At 37.8% G+C, this 21,356-nt stretch carries 19 protein-coding genes; 14 read left to right on the top strand and 5 right to left on the bottom strand.

Features of this window, described 5'->3' with window-relative positions:
• Nucleotides 1-2 precede the first annotated feature (2 nt).
• The 6 genes from OW729_RS03260 (at nt 3) to OW729_RS03285 (ending at nt 6,143) form a co-directional block, all read left to right on the top strand.
• Nucleotides 3-431 carry a recombinase family protein gene (locus OW729_RS03260; protein WP_268059984.1) on the top strand — a complete coding sequence of 143 codons (429 nt, stop codon included), beginning with the start codon at nt 3-5 and terminating at the stop codon, nt 429-431.
• Nucleotides 421-1,992: a recombinase family protein gene (locus OW729_RS03265; protein ID WP_268059985.1), complete on the top strand. Its 1,572-nt coding sequence runs from the start codon at nt 421-423 to the stop codon at nt 1,990-1,992. Before OW729_RS03260 ends, OW729_RS03265 begins: the two co-directional genes overlap by 11 nt.
• Before the next feature lie 140 nt (nt 1,993-2,132).
• Entirely contained in the window at nt 2,133-2,654 is a 522-nt protein-coding gene (locus OW729_RS03270) for a hypothetical protein (protein ID WP_050355283.1), read from the top strand.
• Nucleotides 2,655-2,656: 2 nt separating this feature from the next.
• A complete protein-coding gene (locus OW729_RS03275) occupies nt 2,657-3,412 on the top strand; it encodes an HNH endonuclease (protein WP_268059986.1) in 756 nt (251 codons plus the stop codon).
• Between the two features lie 58 nt (nt 3,413-3,470).
• Nucleotides 3,471-5,162 (top strand): DUF262 domain-containing protein, encoded by a 1,692-nt coding sequence (locus OW729_RS03280; RefSeq protein ID WP_268059987.1) that lies wholly within the window; start codon nt 3,471-3,473, stop codon nt 5,160-5,162.
• A gap of 33 nt (nt 5,163-5,195) precedes the next feature.
• Nucleotides 5,196-6,143, top strand: a complete 948-nt coding sequence (locus OW729_RS03285) for a hypothetical protein (protein ID WP_268059988.1) — start codon at nt 5,196-5,198, stop codon at nt 6,141-6,143.
• A 379-nt stretch (nt 6,144-6,522) separates the two neighbouring features.
• On the opposite strand, the gene OW729_RS03290 is transcribed toward OW729_RS03285, so the two are convergent.
• From OW729_RS03290 to fixA, 5 genes are read right to left on the bottom strand one after another with little or no spacing between them, the layout of a single operon-like run.
• Complete coding sequence (locus OW729_RS03290; protein ID WP_268059990.1) at nt 6,523-7,527, bottom strand: electron transfer flavoprotein subunit alpha/FixB family protein; 1,005 nt, start codon at nt 7,525-7,527, stop codon at nt 6,523-6,525.
• A gap of 13 nt (nt 7,528-7,540) precedes the next feature.
• Nucleotides 7,541-8,344 carry an electron transfer flavoprotein subunit beta/FixA family protein gene (locus tag OW729_RS03295; RefSeq protein WP_268059991.1) on the bottom strand — a complete coding sequence of 268 codons (804 nt, stop codon included), beginning with the start codon at nt 8,342-8,344 and terminating at the stop codon, nt 7,541-7,543.
• Between the two features lie 22 nt (nt 8,345-8,366).
• The gene (locus tag OW729_RS03300) at nt 8,367-9,932 is read right to left on the bottom strand and encodes an AMP-binding protein (protein WP_268059992.1); all 1,566 of its coding nucleotides are present in this window, start codon (nt 9,930-9,932) and stop codon (nt 8,367-8,369) included.
• A gap of 31 nt (nt 9,933-9,963) precedes the next feature.
• A complete protein-coding gene (locus OW729_RS03305) occupies nt 9,964-10,890 on the bottom strand; it encodes an electron transfer flavoprotein subunit alpha/FixB family protein (protein WP_268059993.1) in 927 nt (308 codons plus the stop codon).
• Nucleotides 10,891-10,920: 30 nt separating this feature from the next.
• The gene (fixA, locus tag OW729_RS03310; RefSeq protein ID WP_268059994.1) at nt 10,921-11,682 is read right to left on the bottom strand and encodes a putative electron transfer flavoprotein FixA; all 762 of its coding nucleotides are present in this window, start codon (nt 11,680-11,682) and stop codon (nt 10,921-10,923) included.
• Nucleotides 11,683-12,123: 441 nt separating this feature from the next.
• Between fixA and OW729_RS03315 the strand changes: the two genes are divergently transcribed.
• From OW729_RS03315 to OW729_RS03350, 8 genes are all read left to right on the top strand, one after another.
• Nucleotides 12,124-13,308: a CaiB/BaiF CoA transferase family protein gene (locus OW729_RS03315; RefSeq protein ID WP_268059995.1), complete on the top strand. Its 1,185-nt coding sequence runs from the start codon at nt 12,124-12,126 to the stop codon at nt 13,306-13,308.
• Nucleotides 13,309-13,341: 33 nt separating this feature from the next.
• Entirely contained in the window at nt 13,342-14,556 is a 1,215-nt protein-coding gene (locus OW729_RS03320; protein ID WP_268059996.1) for a CaiB/BaiF CoA transferase family protein, read from the top strand.
• 32 nt (nt 14,557-14,588) lie between these two features.
• Nucleotides 14,589-15,203 (top strand): MBL fold metallo-hydrolase, encoded by a 615-nt coding sequence (locus OW729_RS03325; RefSeq protein WP_268059998.1) that lies wholly within the window; start codon nt 14,589-14,591, stop codon nt 15,201-15,203.
• Nucleotides 15,204-15,252: 49 nt separating this feature from the next.
• Nucleotides 15,253-16,026 (top strand): enoyl-CoA hydratase/isomerase family protein, encoded by a 774-nt coding sequence (locus OW729_RS03330; RefSeq protein ID WP_268060000.1) that lies wholly within the window; start codon nt 15,253-15,255, stop codon nt 16,024-16,026.
• Nucleotides 16,027-16,073: 47 nt separating this feature from the next.
• Nucleotides 16,074-17,225, top strand: coding sequence for an acyl-CoA dehydrogenase family protein (locus OW729_RS03335; RefSeq protein WP_268060001.1), 1,152 nt, complete (start codon nt 16,074-16,076; stop codon nt 17,223-17,225).
• 234 nt (nt 17,226-17,459) lie between these two features.
• Nucleotides 17,460-18,602: an acyl-CoA dehydrogenase gene (locus tag OW729_RS03340; protein ID WP_268060002.1), complete on the top strand. Its 1,143-nt coding sequence runs from the start codon at nt 17,460-17,462 to the stop codon at nt 18,600-18,602.
• 168 nt (nt 18,603-18,770) lie between these two features.
• The gene (locus tag OW729_RS03345; RefSeq protein WP_268060003.1) at nt 18,771-20,057 is read left to right on the top strand and encodes an MFS transporter; all 1,287 of its coding nucleotides are present in this window, start codon (nt 18,771-18,773) and stop codon (nt 20,055-20,057) included.
• A 179-nt stretch (nt 20,058-20,236) separates the two neighbouring features.
• Nucleotides 20,237-21,277: a LacI family DNA-binding transcriptional regulator gene (locus tag OW729_RS03350; protein WP_268060005.1), complete on the top strand. Its 1,041-nt coding sequence runs from the start codon at nt 20,237-20,239 to the stop codon at nt 21,275-21,277.
• The last annotated feature ends 79 nt before the right edge of the window (nt 21,278-21,356 follow it).

A 21,356-nucleotide genomic window follows, 5' to 3' on the forward strand; every position in this document is an offset into this window, starting at 1 on the left:
AAATGGCGCACACGCCTTATGGCTATAGGATAGAGAATGGAATAGCAGTTATCGATGAAGAAAAAGCTGAAAAGGTTAGGAATTTATATAAGGGTTACTTATCAGGCCTTTCCTTATCGGTCGCGGCAAAGTCTGCTGGAATAGATGCTTATCACGGAACTGCTGGAAGGATGCTAAGAAATGAACGTTATCTTGGTGATGATTATTACCCTGCCATCATTGATAAAGAAACCTACGAAAAAGCAGAAGCAGAGAGGGTAAAGAGAGCAAAAAAGCTAGGCAGAATCTTTGAACCCAAGACAGAAGATAAACCTACTATTTCTAAGAAATTTACCATAGGACAAGTAATTCAGAAGTATACAAATCCTTTTACACAAGCGGAATTTGTATATAGCTTAATAGAAAGTGAGGTGCAGCAAGATGGCAATTAATAAAAATGTAATGATTATACCTGCAATAAAACGTGTAGGCAACAATCGAAAAGAAGATGAAACACCAAAACTTCGGGTCGCTGCTTATTGCAGAGTTTCTACAGATAGTGATGAGCAGGCTAGTAGTTACGAAGTGCAGATTGAACACTATACAGAGTTTATCAAGAAGAATTCAGAGTGGGAATTTGCAGGGATCTTTGCTGATGATGGTATCAGCGGCACAAATACAAAAAATCGCGACGAATTTAATCGGATGATTGATGAGTGCATGGCTGGGAAAATTGATATGGTTATTACCAAATCAATAAGCCGATTTGCTAGAAATACCTTGGACTGTCTACAATACATCAGAAAACTTAAAGATAAAAATGTTGCGGTATATTTTGAGAAAGAAAATATCAATACACTGGATGCCAAAGGTGAAATTATGCTTACCATTATGGCATCCTTAGCGCAACAAGAGAGCCAGTCATTAAGCCAGAATGTAAAGCTTGGCTATCAATACCGATACCAACAGGGAGAGGTAATGGTCAATTGTTCTAGGTTTTTAGGATATACCAAAGATGAAAATAAGCGATTAGTAATTGTGCCGGAGGAAGCTGAAATAGTCAAAAGGATTTACCGAGAGTATCTTGAAGGCTCAAGTATGGATAAAATCAAAAAAGGACTTGAAGCTGATGGCATACTTACGGGAGCGGGGAAAAAAAGGTGGCATACCAGTACTATAAGGAAAATATTAAGCAATGAAAAATACATTGGTGATGCATTGCTCCAAAAAACTTATACGGTAGATTTTCTTACAAAAAAGAGGGTTGTGAATAACGGAATCGTACCTCAGTATTATGTAGAGAATAACCATGAAGCCATTATCCCGCGTGAAATCTTCATGCAGGTACAAGAAGAGTTAGTTCGTAGAAGTAGAGGACATATAAGTACTAGTGGAAAGAAAAGAAACTTTAGTTCAAATCATGTATTTTCACAAATTATCTTCTGTGGAGAGTGTGGCGAAATATACCGTAGAGTTCATTGGAATAACCGAGGTAAAAAATCGATTGTTTGGAGATGCGTCAGTAGACTTGAGAATACAGGGTTAACTTGTCATTCCCGAACCGTGCTGGAGGATATGATAGGCCTTGCTACGGTGGAGGCAATTAATAAACTAATAGGGCAAAAGGATGGCTTTTTAACTATCTTAAAGGAAAATATAGAAATAGTGATAAGTGAAACGGACAATAATATTGTTGCCGAGATAGATAAAAAGCTAGAGGAATTACAAAAAGACCTTTTGAGACTGGCCAATTCCAAAGAAGATTATAACGATATAGCCGATGAGATTTATAGGCTCAGAGAGGAAAGGCATAAGGCTTTAGCAGAAGAAGCTGGCAAAAAAGGCTCCAAGCAAAGGCTAGAAGATATGGAAAAATTCCTAAATGAACAATCCACCCTCCTTGAGGAGTATGATGAGCAACTAGTAAGGAGACTTATAGAGAAAATAACGGTCTATGATGATAAACTCACAGTGGAATTTAAGTCGGGTACTATGATTGATGTGGTTTTATAGTTTTTATTACATTACCCTACAGGCTAAATTGCTTGTAGGGTTTTTTAATTGAAACTAAATTAGTGTTTAGTATTGACTAAATACTAATTTAGTACTAAACTCAAGATAAGATTTCATTTTATTAACAAGGGCGTGAAAATATGAGTAAAAATGTTAACTTTTTAATAGATGAGGATGTATATGAGAAATTTTGTCTTGCTATGAACATCTCTAAGGATTCTGAAAAAGAAGCTATTGAAATGTGTATGAGATGGTATATTGCTAAGACTTTTGAAAAGGCCTCTCACGAATACAACCCTAAAACAATATCCAAAAAAACTAAGGAAACAAATAAAGATTATTATGGGAAGGCTATTCAGCGTATTCCTGTGTGGGCATTAAAGACAGAACAGTATAATCATAAAATTATAAAAGCTTACTTTACTGCAGTTGATATTGCTGGTAAAGCCACGATTTCAATGATGGAACGTCTATGCAGTGATAAGGAACACCCAGAGTTATATGTGCCTACCTTTAAAAATAATTATTCACAAATGAAAATAGATGGAGCTAAAAGTCATGGTAAAGTATTTGAGGATGATGGAGAGAATGTTTGGATTTGGAGTGAAGTAGAAGATATTCTGATGAAGTATAAATCGAGTTTTTACAATGGGGAGGTTTAATGATGGTCATAAATATGAAATTTTTCAACGTGTACTATTTCTGTCATCTTGCTAATGAAAGCATGGGGAAATTTGATTATGCTAGAACTAATGCTGAATTTACAGAACGGCAGTTTGAAGTTGAGCCAGAAGATTTTCCAAAGGTGTCTGTACTAAGGGAATATTGCTTTTGGCTTATTGATAGGGTGTTCTATGAGCAGGCCAATTATATTGCAAACTCAGGAGAAATTGCAGATTTTAATCCCATCAATTGGATAAATCAAGCAATTCTAAAATATAGAGGTATAGATATCTCCCTAAGAAATGGCTTTGAAGCCAATAATGATGATTATCTTGAGTCATATAATAACTATATTGAATACCTGAATGAATATGAAGACGGACTATTCGAGGATGTTCTTAATGATATCGCAACGGAAGTGGAATATATTTTGTTTCAAAATCGAGATTTCCTATTAAGATTTAATGAACAACAGGCTGTTGCATTTGAAGATAATTTAAGAAAAAGAAAATATATTCCTGAATGGGTGAAACGTGCTGTTTTATTTAGAGATAAAGGTTGTTGTGTTTTTTGTAAAAGAGATTTGACGGGATTATACTCGATACTAGAAGATAATGAAAAACACTTTGACCATATTGTGCCATTGAATGAAGGTGGATTAAACGATGTGTGTAACATCCAGTTATCTTGTCAAGATTGTAATTTAGCAAAATCAGATACCAGTAAAACAAGTACTTTGTATCAGAGTGCATACTGAGTAGAAAACATAAATTGCAATCAATGTAATTTACCTAAGAATAGTTAGGAGGATAAGCATGAGCAGATTAATTGATAACAGCATAAGTATTTATGAGGCTATGCAAAATATTAAAGAAGGTAAATATGTTATGCCGGCATTTCAAAGACAGTATGTTTGGAGTATGGAGCAAGTTGAAAAATTGTGGGATTCTATTCTTCTAGATTACCCTATAGCAACCTTTTTGTTTTGGCATCTAGATGATGATAATGTAACTTGGGATACATACTTTTGTAATTTTTTATATGAAGTAACTTTTGATAATCGTAAGCAAGCAGATACTGTGAATTATGAATTAAGCAATATAAATGTTAATAAAACTGACACAGCTGTGCTTGATGGGCAACAGAGATTGACTTCATTATTTCTTTCTTTATTCGGTAATGCTTTTATTCGGCAGAAATATGCAAGAAGAAAAAATAGTGGTGGTATTGTTACAAAGTTATTGATTGAGTTAAACAAAAACAAACTAACGGTTGATGAGGAAGAATATAATAGTAAAAAATATGATATAAAATTTAGTGAAAAAGTTGGCAAGTTAAGCCCAACACAATTTGAGATAAAAAATATACTAGACCCAAGATTTCAAGATGAAAGTACCAGAAATAAAGCTATTGAAGAGGTTATTTCTAAGGTTCCTTCAGATAGTAAAGATTATGCTAGAAACATTTTAAATAAACTCTATAACAAGATTTTTGTAGAAAAGTTAATTCGCTATACAGAAATCCATGATATGAAACAAGATGATGCACTTGAAATGTTTGTAAGATTTAATAGTGGCGGTAAAGCTCTACGAAAATCTGAAATCACTATGTCTATACTTGAGGCATATTGGCCAAGTGCAAAAACTGAATTTGGAAAACTACTTGTTGACTCTTATGTAGGATTCGGAACAGATTTTATAATTCGTTCTGCTCTTATGATTTATGGAGATGTTGTCAAATCAAATATAAGTAAAAGCATAGCGGAAGAATTAAAAAATAATTGGAGCGAATTCAAAAAGACGTTAAAAAATCTAGAAGTCACATTAAAGGAAATGAAAATCGAGGTTAGTAGATTTGCAAGCAGCTGGAACGTGCTATTGCCGATTATCTACTTTATCTACTATAATCCTGAATATAAAAATAACCTTGATGGTATCCGTGCATATTTGATTAGAGCAGTTTTGTTTACTTATTTCCAATCAGGTACAACTGGAAAGTTGCAACAGATGAAAAGTAGAATTAATGAAAATGATTATGAAATAACGGTGGACATGCTTAACCAAATGAACGATCTTAGAGTAACAGACGGTAAAATTGAAGATATTTTAAATGAGGAAAAAGGCAGTAGAGTTGCCAGTGAAGCCTTATATTTCCTTAGTTTGGATTGGAGAAATAACCACTTCAAATATGAACAGGATCACCTCCACCCATTTGAAAGATTTGATGGTAATAAACCAATTTCTGTGTCTATGGAAGATTGGAGAAGATGGAGAGGTAATCGAAACAGACTAGCTAATTTACATCTCCTAGAAGGTAGAAGTAATTCTAGTAAAAGTGATATGAGACTTGCAGATTATTATAATGATATGAATGATGTACAGAAAGCAGAGTTTATAAAACAATCACTTATCCCAGAGGGTGTTTCGCTTGAACTGGAGAATTTTGAGGAGTTTTACGAGGCGAGAAAAGCGATACTAACGGAAAAGATACGTGAGTTGTTAGGGTAAATTCTGTTTAAGTAAGTTTGAATTTTCTAACTAGTGTGGAGGTTAAATCAGATGGAAACGGATACAAGAAATCTATCTTCAATTGAAATCAGAAATCTAATGTTAGAAACTTTGGCATATGAAGAAGCAGATATTGATTCAGAAGGTAAAACATTCAAAATGTATGGTTATCAAGGTGCACAATCAGATTTATTTCGTCTTATGGAAGGTCTTGCAGTAAAAAGAGGACTGATTAAAGAAAAGGTTCCTCTACGTGGAGCTGCATGGGGTGCAAGTGGTTTCATGCTTCATCCACTTAGCACAACAAATTTTAGCCGTAGTGATATAAAGAATATATTTGAGCAATTTCATCTACTGCTTAACCAAGGAATTATAGCGCCTGGTGCAGTAGGCAATTATGGCCACAATTTACCCTATTTTCATGTAACAGAATACGGGCTTAAATGTTTAGAAGAACAGGGAGTTTTACCATATGATATAGATGGGTATTTTGACAAGATAAAAAGTATCCCAAGCATTTCTGAATGGGTAGAATTCTATATTAAAGAAGCTTTACAGTGTTACAACGCTAATTGCATGGAAGCGGCAGTAATTATGCTTGGTTTAGCCAGTGAAAAAATAATTGATGAGAAATTAGATGCATTACTTGGATTCTTATCTAGGAATTTCAATACTGAGTTTTTACAGATGCAATCTGAGCTGGCTAATATAAGAATGGCTTCGGGAAAATTTAATTGCTACAAAAAGTATTTTGATAAGATAAAAAACAATGTATCAGATCTAGAATTCAAGAAAATGTTGCCAACGGTTGATAAAGTAGCATTTCAGACTTATGCAAACTTCACCAGGATAACTAGGAATGAATTAGCACATCCATCTGATACAAAAATGGAGCGAATTGAAGTTCTAATGATCTTTATTTCTTTTATAAAGTTTTGCCAGATACAATATTGGTTTATAGATTACTACATCAATAATTGAGAAAAACAAGCCTTTAATAAGCGTTATGGCACTAGGGATGGATATGTTCCCGCCTACCGATAGTGCAAAAAGTGCCTTTGACTTGTTTCCGACTACCGACAATGTAAAAGACATCAATCCACCCCGCTCGTTGCATGTGGAGACGGTAGTGTTGATACAACGGGCAGATATTTAGAAATCCTATGTCTTAGGCACTTTGCGAGGTATACATGATTTTCTGTTCTGGGTATAAGTCATGGTGTTTGCCTCCTTGCAATTAGAATCAAAATACAGTTCTAATTACAAAGGCTGCTTTCGCTAATTAATTAGCGAAAGCAGCCTTACAAAAATGAATTATATAAACTACTTTTTTGATTTTAACCTTTTGTTAAAAATAAAATTATGCTCTTGCTTTGCGGATTTCTTCTGTAAGTACAGGAAGAACCTCAAATAAATCTCCAACAATACCATAATCGGCAACACCAAAGATAGGTGCATCAGGGTCTTTGTTGATGGCAACAACGACATCTGAACTGCTCATTCCAGCAATATGTTGAATTGCGCCAGAGATACCACATGCAATATAAAGTTTTGGACCAACTGTTTTTCCAGTTTGTCCTACTTGATGAGGGTGAGAAATCCAACCTGCATCAACTGCTGCACGAGAAGCACCAACTGTTGCATTAAGAACTTCGGCAAGTGCTTTAATCGGAGCAAACCCTTCAGGTCCTTTTACACCACGACCACCAGATACAATAATTTGTGCACCTTCTAAATCGATTGTTTCTGCATCCATTTCTTTAATTAGTTCAAGAATCTGTGTGCGGATATCAGATTTAGGGATATGGATATTTTCTCGGATAACTTCGGCATTAGAGATTGCTTCGTCTGATATTTTAAATACACCAGGTCTAACAGTTCCAAGCTGAGGACGGTGATTTGGGCACATGATAGTTGCCATTAAGTTACCGCCAAATGCCGGACGTGTCCATGCAACGTTTCCAGTTTCTTCATCAACATCTAATGAAGTACAGTCTGCAGTTAGGCCAGTTTTTAAACGACATGCAATACGTGGACCGAGATCACGTCCGTTGTTTGTTGCACCAATAAGCATACTTGTTGGACCATATTTTTCTACTAATTGTTCTAAAACAGCTGTGTAGGCATCTGTAGAGTAATTTTGATATTCTTCGCCTTCGACAACAATGATTTTATCGGCACCGTGTGCTGAAGCGGCTTCAATAGCTGAGTTGACATTGTTACCAATAATGATGGCAGTGAGGCTTCCACCCTGTTTTTCAGCCATGTCTTTTCCAGGATTTAAAAGTTCAAGACCAACTTTTTTTGCTGAACCATCCTCTTTTGTTTCTATAAATACCCAAAGATCTTTGCTTTTGACTTCCATGAATGTTTCCTCCTTAAATGATACCAGCGTCGCTCATAAGAGAGAACAGCTTTTGTGCTGCATCTGCGCCGGATTCTTCTTCGATTTTTACACCGCCGCTTTTTCTTGGCGGTACGAAAGTTTTCTTGACTTTTGTAGGAGAACCTTTTAAACCAGCACGCTCCAAATTGATGCTAGAAAGATCTGCTGCTGTGATATTTGGAATCTCAGCTTTGTTTGCTGCCATTTTACGTTTAATAGTAGGATGTCTTGGATCCCAAGATGGTTTTGTATATGTTACGACGCAAGGTAGAGTAGAAGCAATAATTTGAATGCCTTCCTCTGCTTCCTTTTTAACTTTGATTTGGTTGCCACTAAGTTCTGCTTCTAGGGCATAAGTAATTTGAGAATAGCCAAGATGTTCCGCAATTTCGGGACCTACTTGTGCAGTATCTCCATCGATTGCCTGTTTACCACAGAAAATAAGATCAAAGTCTCCTTCGATTTCTGCGACTTTTTTTATAGCTTCAGAAAGAATGTAGCTTGTGGCAAGTGTATCAGAACCACCAAATGCACGGTCAGTTATTAGATATGCGGAGTCAGCGGCGATGGCTAGACATTCTTTTAATGCATTTTTTGCTTGTTCTGGTCCCATAGAAATAACGGTGATTTTTGTGTCTGGATTTGCATCTTTAATGCGTGCAGCTGCCTCTAAGGCGTATCCGTCAAATGGGTTAACGATGGATGGTACACCTTCACGAATCAGTGTATTTTTTACGGGATCAATTTTGATCTCGGTAGTATCGGGTACTTGTTTTACACATACAAGTATATTCATAATCATTCCTCCTAGTGAAAAGTTATTGTTTGTCTGCCTCTATTAGTTCTCTTTTTTTGATTTTACCTGTGGCAGTGCGGGGAAAATCTTTTACAAATGCCACAAATTCAGGGACTTTAAAGCAAGCTAGGCGGTCTTTGCAATAAAGGATGATTTCATCCTCTGTCAATGTAGCACCATCTATCAACTTCACGAAGGCTTTTACTGCCTTATCACGGATGGAATCAGGTACCCCGACAACGGCGGCGTCCATAATCATAGGGTGCGATGTGAGGACACACTCAATTTCCACACAACTGATATTTTCACCGGAACGTTTAATCATATCTCCGCAACGACAAAGGAAGAAGAGCCAGCCATCATCATCCAGATAGCCCCAATCCCCAGAATGAAGCCAGCCGTCTTTATCAATGAGTAGTTTGGTAGCCTCTTCGTCCTTGTAGTATCCAGGTATGATTGAGCATCCAGGGATGCCGTGTACGCAAATTTCACCTTCTGAACAGGCAGGGAGCGTATTACCGTTCTCGTCTATAATTTTTATTTCATAGGAGATGGCTGGACGACCTACGGATGGCCAATGCTGGTCTCCATAAAGTGGAACACAAGTTACGGCGGAAACAGTTTCTGTCATGCCATATGAGTTTAATAGTCGTACATTGAAACGTTCCTCAAAAGCTTCCTTTTCCTCCCTACTCAAACCCATGGAAAAATAGATTTCCTTTAAATGATGGTTCTTTTCCCAGGGTTGTACAGGTTGTAACATCATAGTTCGATTCAGGATGGACATTGTATCTGTATAGGTTGCTTTATTTTCACAAATCTGACGCCAAAATCTGTGAGCACTATAATGCTCCACCATAACAAGTGTTGCACCGGCGCAGATAACTGGAGTCGCAGCCATTTCTTGAAAATCCATATGATAACAGGGCATAGAAGTTAAAAATATGTCTTCCGTGCGCATACCTATTTGTGCACAGTGAAATAGCCCGCCATAAATGACATTGCAGTGGGTGTAAATTGCGCCTTTCGGATGTTTAGTAGTACCGGAAGTAAATAGTATAACAGCGGTTTCTTCCGTAGAAACGGAAACTTGCTCATTTAATGAAACTGACTGAAGCGCCATCTCTTTTTCTAGCATATGAACGCGGGAATCTTCACTGAAGCCATCTGTTAAAATAAGAGTGTCAAGTTTTAACTCGTTATAGTGCTCTGTGTAAATATTCAAACAACGTGGTTCTGTAATCACACGGGAAATATCACATTTTTTAATTATGTATCTACATTCATCAATTTGAAAATGTTCATTAATTGGAACAGATACAGCTCCGATTTGTGCCAGAGCCAGCCAGCAGATCAAATATTCAGGTTTATTGTGAAGATGAAGGGCAACTAAGTCTTGTTTACGAATGCCCAACGCCAAAAAAACATTGGCAGCCTGTTTTACCTTGCAGTCAAATTCATGATAGGTAAAGCAATTTACCTCATCATTGACAGAAATGTATTTCAAAAAAGTGCGGTCTCTGTAATAAGAAACTGTTTCGTTCCATTGGCTTTTTAATGTTTTACTACCTACCATATTTGCTACCATAGTGATACTCCTCGTGTTTGTAGAATTTTATTTAAGAAAGTTTTTCAATTAGTGCTGGAACAATTTTGTACATATCTCCTACAAGTCCAAAATCGGCATTCTTGAAGATAGGTGCAGATTTGTCCTTGTTGATGGCAACGATAACCTTTGATTTGTTAATGCCTCCAATGTGTTGTACTTGTCCGGATAAACCTAAAGTTATGATTAAGTCAGGTTTTACTTGTACACCAGTAATTCCCAAGTAGCATGCTTTTGGCATCCATTTATTGTTTTCGGCTACAGGACGACTACATCCAACCATTGCATCAAGCAATTTAGCTAAATTACGGCACATATCTAAATCTTCTTCTGCAGCAAGTCCACGACCTACATCAACAATACGTTTTGCAGCTACGAGATTTACAGCACCTTCCTTTTTTTCATTGCGTGAGATACGTCGAATGGCATCTTTTGGTGCACCTTCAATACCTCTTATATCTGTAGTTTCACATGCATCAGGTGTTACATCGAAAATACCGCTTGAGATGGTAACTATACCGTAAGGTTTTGTAAACACCTCTTTACGCTGTGCTGTACCTCCATATACCATGCGGCTGCATACAAATTTATCTTCTTCAATAGAAAGATCATTAGCAGCGTTGATAACAGCAGTATCTAAATATACAGAAATCTTTCCAGCTAACACATGTCCGCGGGTGCTATTGTTTACCAATACCATTGCATTTGGTACTGCTTTTATTTCAGCAGCAATAGCAGAAGCGTAATCCTCCGGTGCACCTTCTTCAGTAACAGGGCAAAAAATCATTTTGTCAGCTGAGCAGTTTGCAGCAGCTTTTGCAGCAGTCTCATCACCGAAAACAATTGCGGTAACACTGTCAGCAAGTTTTTTTGCTCCACAGCAGAATTCGGGAAGCACAGAGTAATTATCACTTATAATAAAAATAGATGGAATAGCCATATCAATTATCCTCCTTTACTAGATTAATTTTTAGAAACCTTCTTTTTTTAAGAATTGAACAAGTGCGTCAACGGCTTCTTCACCATCGCCCTCAATAACTTCTTGACGGCGTTCCTGTTGAGCAGGAGCGAGCTGTTCTAATGTTTGTGTTGATGCAGACATTTCTGCTTCGATAGTTAACTCATTTACAGGTTTTTTACCTGCTTTCATAATGTCACGCATACTTGGTACGGATGGTACATTAATTTCAGAAGAAACAGATAATACTGCGGGAAGAGAAATCTCTAATACTTCTACCTCATCTTCTAATGTACGTTCTACTTCAAGTATGGTTTCTGATAACACTTTTATATTGGTAACATTATTAATGACAGGAATATCAAGTAAAGTGCCGGCCTGAATGCCGACTATCTGTGCATAAAGATCACTAGATCCAGCTCCACATAGTATAACATCGTATTCCATAACCTTTAATGCCCCAGCGATTGCCTTGGCAGTTTGTAGAGAATCAAAACATTCATCTGAGTCATTCTGTACAAGGCTTAATTCGTTTGCGCCTCTAGATAAAATATCTTTTCGGATTTTTGAATTTGTTAAAGCTGATGCTGGACCAACGCTAAGTGCAGTCATAGTTCCATTTGTTTCAGCTGCTAACTGTTTTCCAGTTTCAAGGGCATTTAAGTCATACTGGCTGATTTTTGAGGAAGCACCAGTCATGGATAATTCCCGAGTTGGGAGAACGTTGATTTCTTCTTCATTTGGAACAACTTTACAACATGCAATTATTTTCATAATAGTCACCCATATATCCTTTCTTTACACTATATTTTTATTTGTTTATAAGAATATTACAAGTACTATATTATAAGTACTATATTACAAGCGTTACTTTCTCGTGAAAGCATTATGCTTATTTTTATGATAACAAAAAGAATTTTTTTGTCAACAGGTTACCAGAAGAAAAATACTAATTTTTGCGAAAAATCCAAAAATACATTGGATAAAATGGGAAAAATATAGAGAATTATAGGAAAAAATGACATTATATTGTGTAAATTATTCAATGAAAACGATATTATATTTTAAATAATATAGTTTGACTTATGATTTTAGTGTGTGTTATACTTTTAACATACAATTTATAAATTGTTTTCATACCAACTTTAACGTAAAAGTAAAATTGATGAGAATAAAGGTGATAAGAATAAAATTGATAAGAAAGGAGTGCAGATTATGAAGCCACTTTGTTCATTAAAGGTTTTGGATATGACAGATGGTAATCCGTATACAGGCAGCATGTTTGCTGATTATGGTGCGGAGGTCCTAAAGATTGAGAAACCAGACGGAGGAGATTCTGTTCGTAGACGTGGTGCAGCAGATGCTGGTGAAGGAATTTATCAGGCTTTTTACAATCGTGGTAAAAAGAGCATGACGCTAGATATCAATAAAAAAGCAGGCCAGGATATTATAAAGCGTCTCATACCACAATTTGATATGCTTATTGTCAATAAAAAAGAAGAGGATATGAAAGCACTGGGACTTGGATTTGAAACTTTAAAAGAAAAGAACCCTAAATTAATTTACGGAGTTCTTACACCTTATGGAGAAAGCGGACCGTGGAAGGATATGCCTGATTATGATTTGCTTATTAATTCCCGTTCTGGTTTACAAGAAAAGACTGGGTTTCCTGCAAAGCCTACGAAATTCGGTTTCCCATTGGGATATATTTATGCAGGATGGCATCTAAGTGCCGGAATGATGGCGGCTTATCTAAGTATGCAGAAAACAGGTGAAGGGGTAAAGGTTTCTGTCAGCGTATGGCATACGTTGATGTCACTAGATGATACTTTTATAGAAGGTCTTCTTGGCATGAACGAGTTACCAAAGAGGATTGGAAATGGATTTCCAACTACAAACCCTACTGATACATTTAGATGTAAGGATGGTTGGTTCTCTTTGAGTATCGGTAGTGATGCACAATGGATTTCATTTGCACAGTGTGCTGGTAAAAATCAGTGGGCAGAAGATCCTCGATACGCACATGATCCTGCACGTTCAATGGAAAATTATTTCGGAGATTTGGATCAGCAGTTAAAAGATTATTTTGCGACAATTACAATCCAGGAGGCGGATATGATTTGCCGAGAGGCGATGGTACCAGGAGGCCCATGTAATACTGTGATGGAACTGGTGCGTGATGAACAAGTTGCGAACAGAGAGATGTTGCTTCACATTCATGATAAAAAGCTTGGAGATATGCTACAGATTGGAAAAGCGGCGAAGTTTTCAGGGGATGGGAAAGAGGACAATGTGATTGAGTCTGCACCGTTACTTGGAGAAAATACCGATGATTATCTAGCGAGAATTAATATGGAACATGGCGAGATTGCACGTTTGCGCGCAGACGGAGTAATCTGACAGGGATGAAACATATGGAAAGGGGTAGGAAAGATGGCAAAATGGGAATCAAAGGGTGTATTTAAAGGCATGAAAGTTTTGGATTTTACCATTGCATTGGCGGGAGTTTTCACGTCGTGGCAGTTTGCTGATTTAGGGGCAGAGGTGTGGAAAGTAGAGAGATACAATGCCGGTGATCAATCTAGAACATGGGATCCATTTGTAAATGGCATGAGTACGCTTTACTGTGCCTATAACAAAAATAAGCAAAGTATTGAACTAGATCTTTCCACAGAGGAAGGGAAAAATGTAATTTATGAGATGGTAAAACATTGTGATGTGGTATTAGAAAATTTTAAAAGTGGTTCGATTGACCGATTGGGACTTGGGTATGACAAATTAAAGGAGATCAATCCCAAGATTGTATTCATGTCATTAAGCGGTTTTGGTGCCAGCGGACCATTGATGAAATACCCATGCTATGATGCAATCGCGGCAGCACGTGGTGGTTTTGCTGCAAGCAGTGGTGAGACAGATGGAGCTCCAATGAAGGCAGGAAATGCAAACTGTGATACGCTTACCGGAGTATACGGGTTTAATGCGGTGCTTATGGCACTGATAGAAGCTCGAAGAACTGGAAAGGGATGCAGAATTGACGTTGGAATGTCAGATGTTGTAATGGAGGCATGTGCAGAAACAGTAATGGATTATGGTATGGAAGGAAGTGCACAGGCGCGCTTTGGAAATCATGATCGCTTTGTAGCACCTTATGGGATATTTGAAGCAAGAGACGGATGGGTATCAATCATTGCCGATACGCAGGAAAAATGGAAAATATTTGCCGATACTTTACAATTGACGGAATTGCTTTCGGATTCCAGATTTGTAACAAATGAAGCACGTATTGCAAACAGGGAAGCGCTTATTGAAAAGATAGAAGCAGTGACTCGTACTATGTTTCGCAAAGAGATAGAAGAAAAGCTTTTAGCAGTAAAAGTTGCGGCATCAGAGATGCTTCCATTTATTGAAGCTTATACATCAGACCACGCGAATCAGACAGATGTTACAGAAATGGTATGGCAAGATAAAATTGGCTACATCCGCTTTTACAATAACCCTATCCGATTCAATGATGAGGTTTGCCCAATTCACAGAGGTTCACCGCTGTTGGGACAAGATTCAAGAGATATATTGGAGAATGTAGGATATTCTAATGAAGAGATTCAAAAATTAATAGATGATGGTGTTGTTGGTGAGCACATGTTCTAAAAAATAACAAGGAGAATGTAGTGGAGAGAGCTATGAAAGTACAGAGACTTGTTTTGGGAATGTTTAATACAAATTGTTATATTATTTCAGGCAAGGTTTTGGGAAAATGTATTTTAATTGATCCCGCAGATGATGCAGAGGTGATTAGGAAATGCCTTGTACAGCAGAATCTGGTTCCAGAGGCAATTCTTCTTACGCATGGACATTATGATCACTTTTTGGCAGTTCCCAAGTTGCAGGAAGTGTGGAAAGAGCTTCCTGTGTACTGCCATTCGCTGGATTGCCCGAAAGAAAAAGAACAGTATGACATGGGTATGGTTTTTCAAACCGTAACTGCATTTCCGAATGTCAGAGGAATAGAAGAAGGACAGAAGCTGGAATTGGCAGGTTTTAATATTACCGTATATCATACGCCGGGGCATACAAAAGGATCAGTACTGTTTTTGGTGGAAGATGGACTATTTACAGGGGATACACTGTTTTGCCGCAGTATTGGGCGTACTGATTTTGCCGGAGGTGATGATGCCCAAATGTATTTGTCCTTACGTCGAATTTCAGAAATCAAAGGAGACTATAATGTGTATCCAGGGCATGAGGAAGTTACGACACTTTCGGCAGAAAAAAGATATAATCCATATTTAAAATGATTTGCCAAAGATTTTGGCAAATCATATAAATAAAAGGAGGTAAAGAAGCATGGAAAATCAAAAAGTACTTACAGAATTAAGAGGTGGAGTGTTGATTATAACAATCAACCGTAATGAAAGGAGAAATGCCATTGATCCAGAAACATCTGCAAAGATGGAAGAAATTTTAAATAATGCAGAAAATGATTCAAAGGTACGTTGCATTATCATAACTGGTGCTGGAGAAAAAAGTTTCTGTGCAGGAGAAGATTTAAGTGCATACGATGAAAATGGCGGTTGTCAGACAGTTATGCCACATGGTTTCGCAGGAATCACAGAAAGGGTATCCACAAAACCTATTATCTGCGCAGCAAATGGAACAGCAGTTGCAGGGGGACTTGAAATTGCAGTGTCATGTGATATTATCGTTGCGGCAGAACATGCAAAATTTGGACTTTCTGAAGTTAAAGTAGGGTTATTAGCAACTACTGGTGGATTGATTCGTCTTCCAAAACTTGTACCACCTAAAATTGCAGCAGAGATGTGCTTGACTGGAAAATTAATTCCTGCTTCACGCGCATATGAGATTGGGTTGGTAAACTATGTGGTTCCGTCAGATCAAGTACTTGAAAAGGCTTTAGAGCTTGCGCAAATAATCGCTGCAAATGCACCGATTTCTCTAAAGCTTACTAAAGAAATTTTACACATTGCTCCTCAAATATCACAAGAGGATGCACAACGTTTCTGTAACCGTTGCTGGGATTATATAGAAAAAACAGAAGACTCTGTAGAAGGACCAAGAGCATTTTTGGAAAAAAGAAAACCTAACTGGCAGGGAAAATAATTGAAAAATGAGTAGTCTTCCCGTAAGGGAAAATTATAGATAGAATAATGGAGGAAAATAGTATGGATTTTAAAATTACAGAAGAACAAGAATTAATGGTACAAGCAATTGAAGAGGCATTGACACGTGAAAATTTAGAGAGTTATTTTCAGGAATGCGATAAGAATCATGAACATCCACAAAAATTTTGGGATATTTTAAATGAATTAGGATGTTTTAGTATGTTTTTACCAGAAGAAGCAGGTGGAGACGGCGAGGGTGCAATTACAATGCTTCTTGTAATGGAAGCTTTAGGAAGATGTGGAACTCCAGTGTACTTATTCTGGGATCATGTTAAAGCAGATGCATTACTTGAAAATGGAACAAAAGAGCAGATTGAAAAATTCATGCCATTGTTTTTTGAAGGACATCCAGCATATTCACAAGGATTTTCTGAACCTACTGCAGGTACAGATCTTTCAAGCAATACAATTTTAACAACATATACACGTAAAAACGGTAAAGTATATATTAATGGACACAAGCACTTTATATCTGGTGCGCAAGGAAGTGACTACTGCTTAACACTTGCGAAGAACAGTGAAAATCCAGAACAGTTGACTTTATGGTTTGTTCCTACAAATGTTCCTAATTGTAAGAAGGAACCTATGGAGACAATGGGACTTCATATGGAAAATGTAAATGATATTTGGTTTGATGATGTAGAAATTGAAGAAAAGGATATGTTCAGCACAGAGGGAAATGGTCTACTAGCGACTTCAAAGGGATTTGACTATGAGCGTCTTATTGATGCATTCAACGCATACGCACAAGCTTTGTGTGCATACGAAGATGCATGTAAATATGCAAACCAGAGAATCGCTTTTGGTAAAGAAATCGGAAGATTACAGTTAATTCAAAACCATATTATGGAGATGGCTATGAGAATTGAAGCAATGCGTGATATGTTACTACGCTATGCATGGAATAAGGATAATGGCTGCTTAAGAAGAGAAGAAGCATCTATTGCAAAGCAATTCTGCTCTGAATCTGCCAATATTGTAGTAGATCATGCAATGCAAGTTATGGCAGGTATCGGATTCTGCGGAAGCCGTGTAAGCCGTATTTACCGTGATCTTAGAATCACACGTATCTCTGGAGGTACTGGTGAGATTCAGACAGTTATTGCAAGCAAGCAGATTTTGAAAAAATATAGATAAGAGATATCAGGTATAGTAAAAGTGAATTCGGAAACTAATTTTTAGTAGGCTCTCGAATAACACTAACATTATTTTAGTGCATAGCACTCATTATATTATGGTTTTTATTTAGTTTTACTTAAAATTATTATTTCAAATTCTGGAGGGGAAGTTAAAATAAGCACCCTCCAGGATTGAGATAAATGGAGAACTTAGGGTTTCCAAACACATTTTAATAAGTGAAAGGAGAAAATTATGGAATTTAAATTAAATGATGAACAAGAATTATTACGTGACACAATTAGGGAGTTTGTAGAAGCGGAAGTTGCACCTATTGCAGCGAAACTTGATGAAGAGGAAAGGTTTCCGGAAGAGTTAATACCTCAGCTTGGCGAAATCGGTGTAATGGGTATTCCGATTCCAGAGGAGTGTGGAGGAGTCGGAATGGGAGACCTGGAATATGCTATGGCAGTAGAAGAAATTTCAAAAGCATGTGCAAGTACAGGAGTTGCCGTATCAGTACATACCTCTTTTTGCTGCTGGCCTATTCTTGCTTTTGGGACAGAAGAACAGAAACAGAAATATCTTCCAGATTTAGCCGCAGGCGAAAAGCTTGGTGCGTTTGGTTTGACTGAGCCGAATGCCGGTACTGACGCTGCTGCTCAGGCAACAACGGCATCAGATGAGGGCGATCATTATTTGCTGAATGGAAGTAAGATTTTTATTACCAACGGGTCTTACGCTGATGTATATATAATCTTTGCAGCGACAGATAAGAAATTGGGAAATAAGGGAATAAGTGCATTCATTCTTGAGAAAGGTATGGAAGGATTTACCTTCGGAAGTAAGGAGCATAAGATGGGAATCCGCAGCTCTGCTACCTATGAGCTGATATTTGACAATGTTAAGGTTCCAAAGGAAAATTTACTTGGCGAAGTTGGAAAAGGATTCAAGATTGCCATGGAAACACTTGATGGGGGACGTATTGCTATTGCGGCACAAGCGCTTGGTATTGCACAGGGGGCAATTGACGTAACTTCTGCGTATGTAAAAGAGCGTATCCAGTTTGGAAAAACTATTTCTGCTTTCCAGAATACACAGTTTACATTAGCAGATATGCAGACACGTGTTGACGCTGCACGTATGTTGGTCTACCGTGCCGCATGTATGAAGACAGCAGGGGAAAAATATGCTGCTCAAGCATCAATGGCAAAATTATATGCGTCTGAAACTGCTGAGTATGTGACTAGCAAAGCGGTTCATCTGTGTGGTGGATACGGCTATACTAGAGAGTATCCGATGGAAAGAATGATGCGCGATGCGAAGATTACACAAATCTATGGAGGAACGAGCGAAGTTCAGAAGATGGTTATAGCTAGATATATGGGAATTAAATAGGACTAGGGCAGGAGAGAAGTGCTTGCGTCCGAATCTGTATGCCGCGGAAAGCCCAAATACATTTGTTAATGTTCCTGTAAATGAATTAATCTGCGGACATTTCATCAATAGCCGTACAATTGAATACTAGGATATAAGAACAAAAAATAAAATGAAAGAGGGAGAAAAATGAGTAAAATAAAACAATCTGGAAAAATTACGACTCTTATCTTGATGATGTTGTCGTTGAACACCATCTATGTATTGCCATATCTGATGTATACTTATTATGTACCGCTTCAGGAAGCAATGGGGCTGATTGGAAGGGATGCTGATTATGGTAAATTGTTAAATGTGTATGGTATTGTAAATATTATTCTTTATATTCCCGGAGGAATGATTGCAGATAAGTTTGATCCAAAGAAGCTTTTGATTTTTTCAATGATAGGAACAGGCGTCCTTGGATTATGGGAAGCTACATGGCCAAGCTACACGATGCTAATGATCATCCATGTTGCATGGGCATTTACGACAGTACTGACTTACTGGTCAGCATCTATTAAATGTATTAATGTAATTGCAGGTGCAGATGAGCAAGGAAGTATGTATGGTTCTTTGGAAGCAGGACGTGGTATTGTAGGTATTGTACTGACAACTATTTTTGTTGGTATATTTACAAAATATTCAGCTAATAGTGCGAGAGCAATGAGTTATGTGGTCATCACTTGTAGTGTGGTTATGATTCTTGTTGGTATTGCAATGGCTTTCCTTATGCCTGCAACAAATGTTGAGGGCGCTACAAATGAAGGATTGGTTGACAGTATCAAAGCAATGGGTCAAGCATTTAAGAGGCCGGTTACATATTTGCTTTCTGGAATGATTTTTGGTGCATGTATGGCACAGGCAGGAATATCTTATATGGCCCCATATCTGGCGAAGATATGTGGTATGGATCAGAATACTACCATTATTTTTGCAAATTATAACCGTACAATCTGTACGTTAATAGGTGCTGCCATAGCAGCATTTGCCGCTAAAAAGATGGGGCGTTCAAGTAAGTTTATGATTTATGCTGGAATTGGTTCTGTAATCAGCTATGTATTGTTGGTACTTGTGCCAGGCTCTAAGGCAATGATGTTTCCAATTATGATTATTATGATTTTCTCTACCTTGTGTTATCCAGTATTCCGTGCATTGTACTATGCAGTTGTGGATGAACTCGGAACACAGAAAAATGAGGTGGGGAGCGTTATCGGAATTGCATCTATTTTGGGATTCCTTCCAGATACCTTTTACACTTCCATGTGCGGTGCAAGATTAGAGGCAGACCCGGTTGGCGGATACAAATTTGTATTTATTACTTGTATGGCGGCTATGGCGCTCAGTTTAATCTGTGCCTTTATCAGTGACCGTAAGATTTTAAAATACAGAAAGACGGACGAGTATAAAGCATCGTTAAGGCAGGCAGATATGTAAAAAGTATTGGAACGTGGAAAAGTGCCACCCTGATAGAAAATAGTGGGGTGGTACTTTTGTTTTGTATAAATTGTGCTATTTACATAACAAGAATAGTTTGGTATACTCAGACAAATGAAAATTTTTTAGAGTAGAGACCGATAACTGCTGCATGAGGCAGTGATAAGGAGAATGTTTTTATGCAAAGAATAACAATTAAAGATATTGCGGCAGAGGTAGGGGTTTCACATACCACAGTATCTTATGTGCTAAACAATAATACAAATCAGAAGATATCAGATAAAACACGTGAAGCGGTGTTAGATGCAGCGAGGCGTTTAAAGTATGTACCGAATGAAACCGCCCGTTCTCTTCGTAAGAACAGTACGGAATGTATCGCGGTGGCATTGGAGAAATCTGTGGCGCAGAGCCGATTCTCCAGGTTGCTGCAGGGAATACGGGAAGTGCTGGGGGTAGAAGGATATGGTCTTATGCTGATGGATTTCCACATGAAAAAAGAAAGTAAGTGTCCGGAGTATGTGAAAAGCGTGTTGCAGCGTCGGACGGATGGGGTTATTTTTATTTCGTCGGATGGTCTGCCGCCGGTATGCAGTAAGATGATTGACAACTATAAAATTCCGTTTGTTGCCTGTGACTGCTGTCCCGAAGAAGAGAGTCTGGCTTCTGTAAGCTTTGATTATGAAGGTGGGGCTTTTGAAGTAGCATGTTGTCTTTTAGGAGAGGGTGCGAAGCGGATTCTGTACTGGCAGCCGGGCGTAGATAGTCTGCAGGAGGAGTATCGGTTATGCGGATTGAAAAAAGCCATGAAATTGTATCCGGATGCTGAGCTTATAGTGTGCAAGGTACCCATCATGGAAGGCACATCTTCGGACGAACGGCATATGGCATTTGATGATATGTGTAAGCGGTCTCTTGTGCAGAATGTTCTCCCAAGACTTAGATCATTTGAACAGAATGATGCCGTGATTTGTGGATGGGGAGTGATGATAAAGCATTTATGCGCTGCCTTATATCAGAGAAAAGAAATGGAAATTAAGATTGCTGTGCTTTCGGATTCGGATGTTCCGGTAGTTCCTGGGATGAAGATTATGGTCAGCAGACCGGGATACCTATGTGGAGGAAAGGAGAGTGCAAGACTGCTTCTTGCCCAGATTCATAATGAACCGTACGAGAGTAGGATTACAATTGCACCGACACCGCCTAGTTATGTAAAAATATGAAAAACTAAATGAAGATATCGAAAAGGAGTGCCGTATTTGGATTTATATTCGCATGTGCGGCACTCCTTATAATATATTC

Source organism: Clostridium brassicae (assembly GCF_026738875.1).
Lineage (GTDB): Bacteria > Bacillota > Clostridia > Clostridiales > Clostridiaceae > Clostridium_H > Clostridium_H brassicae.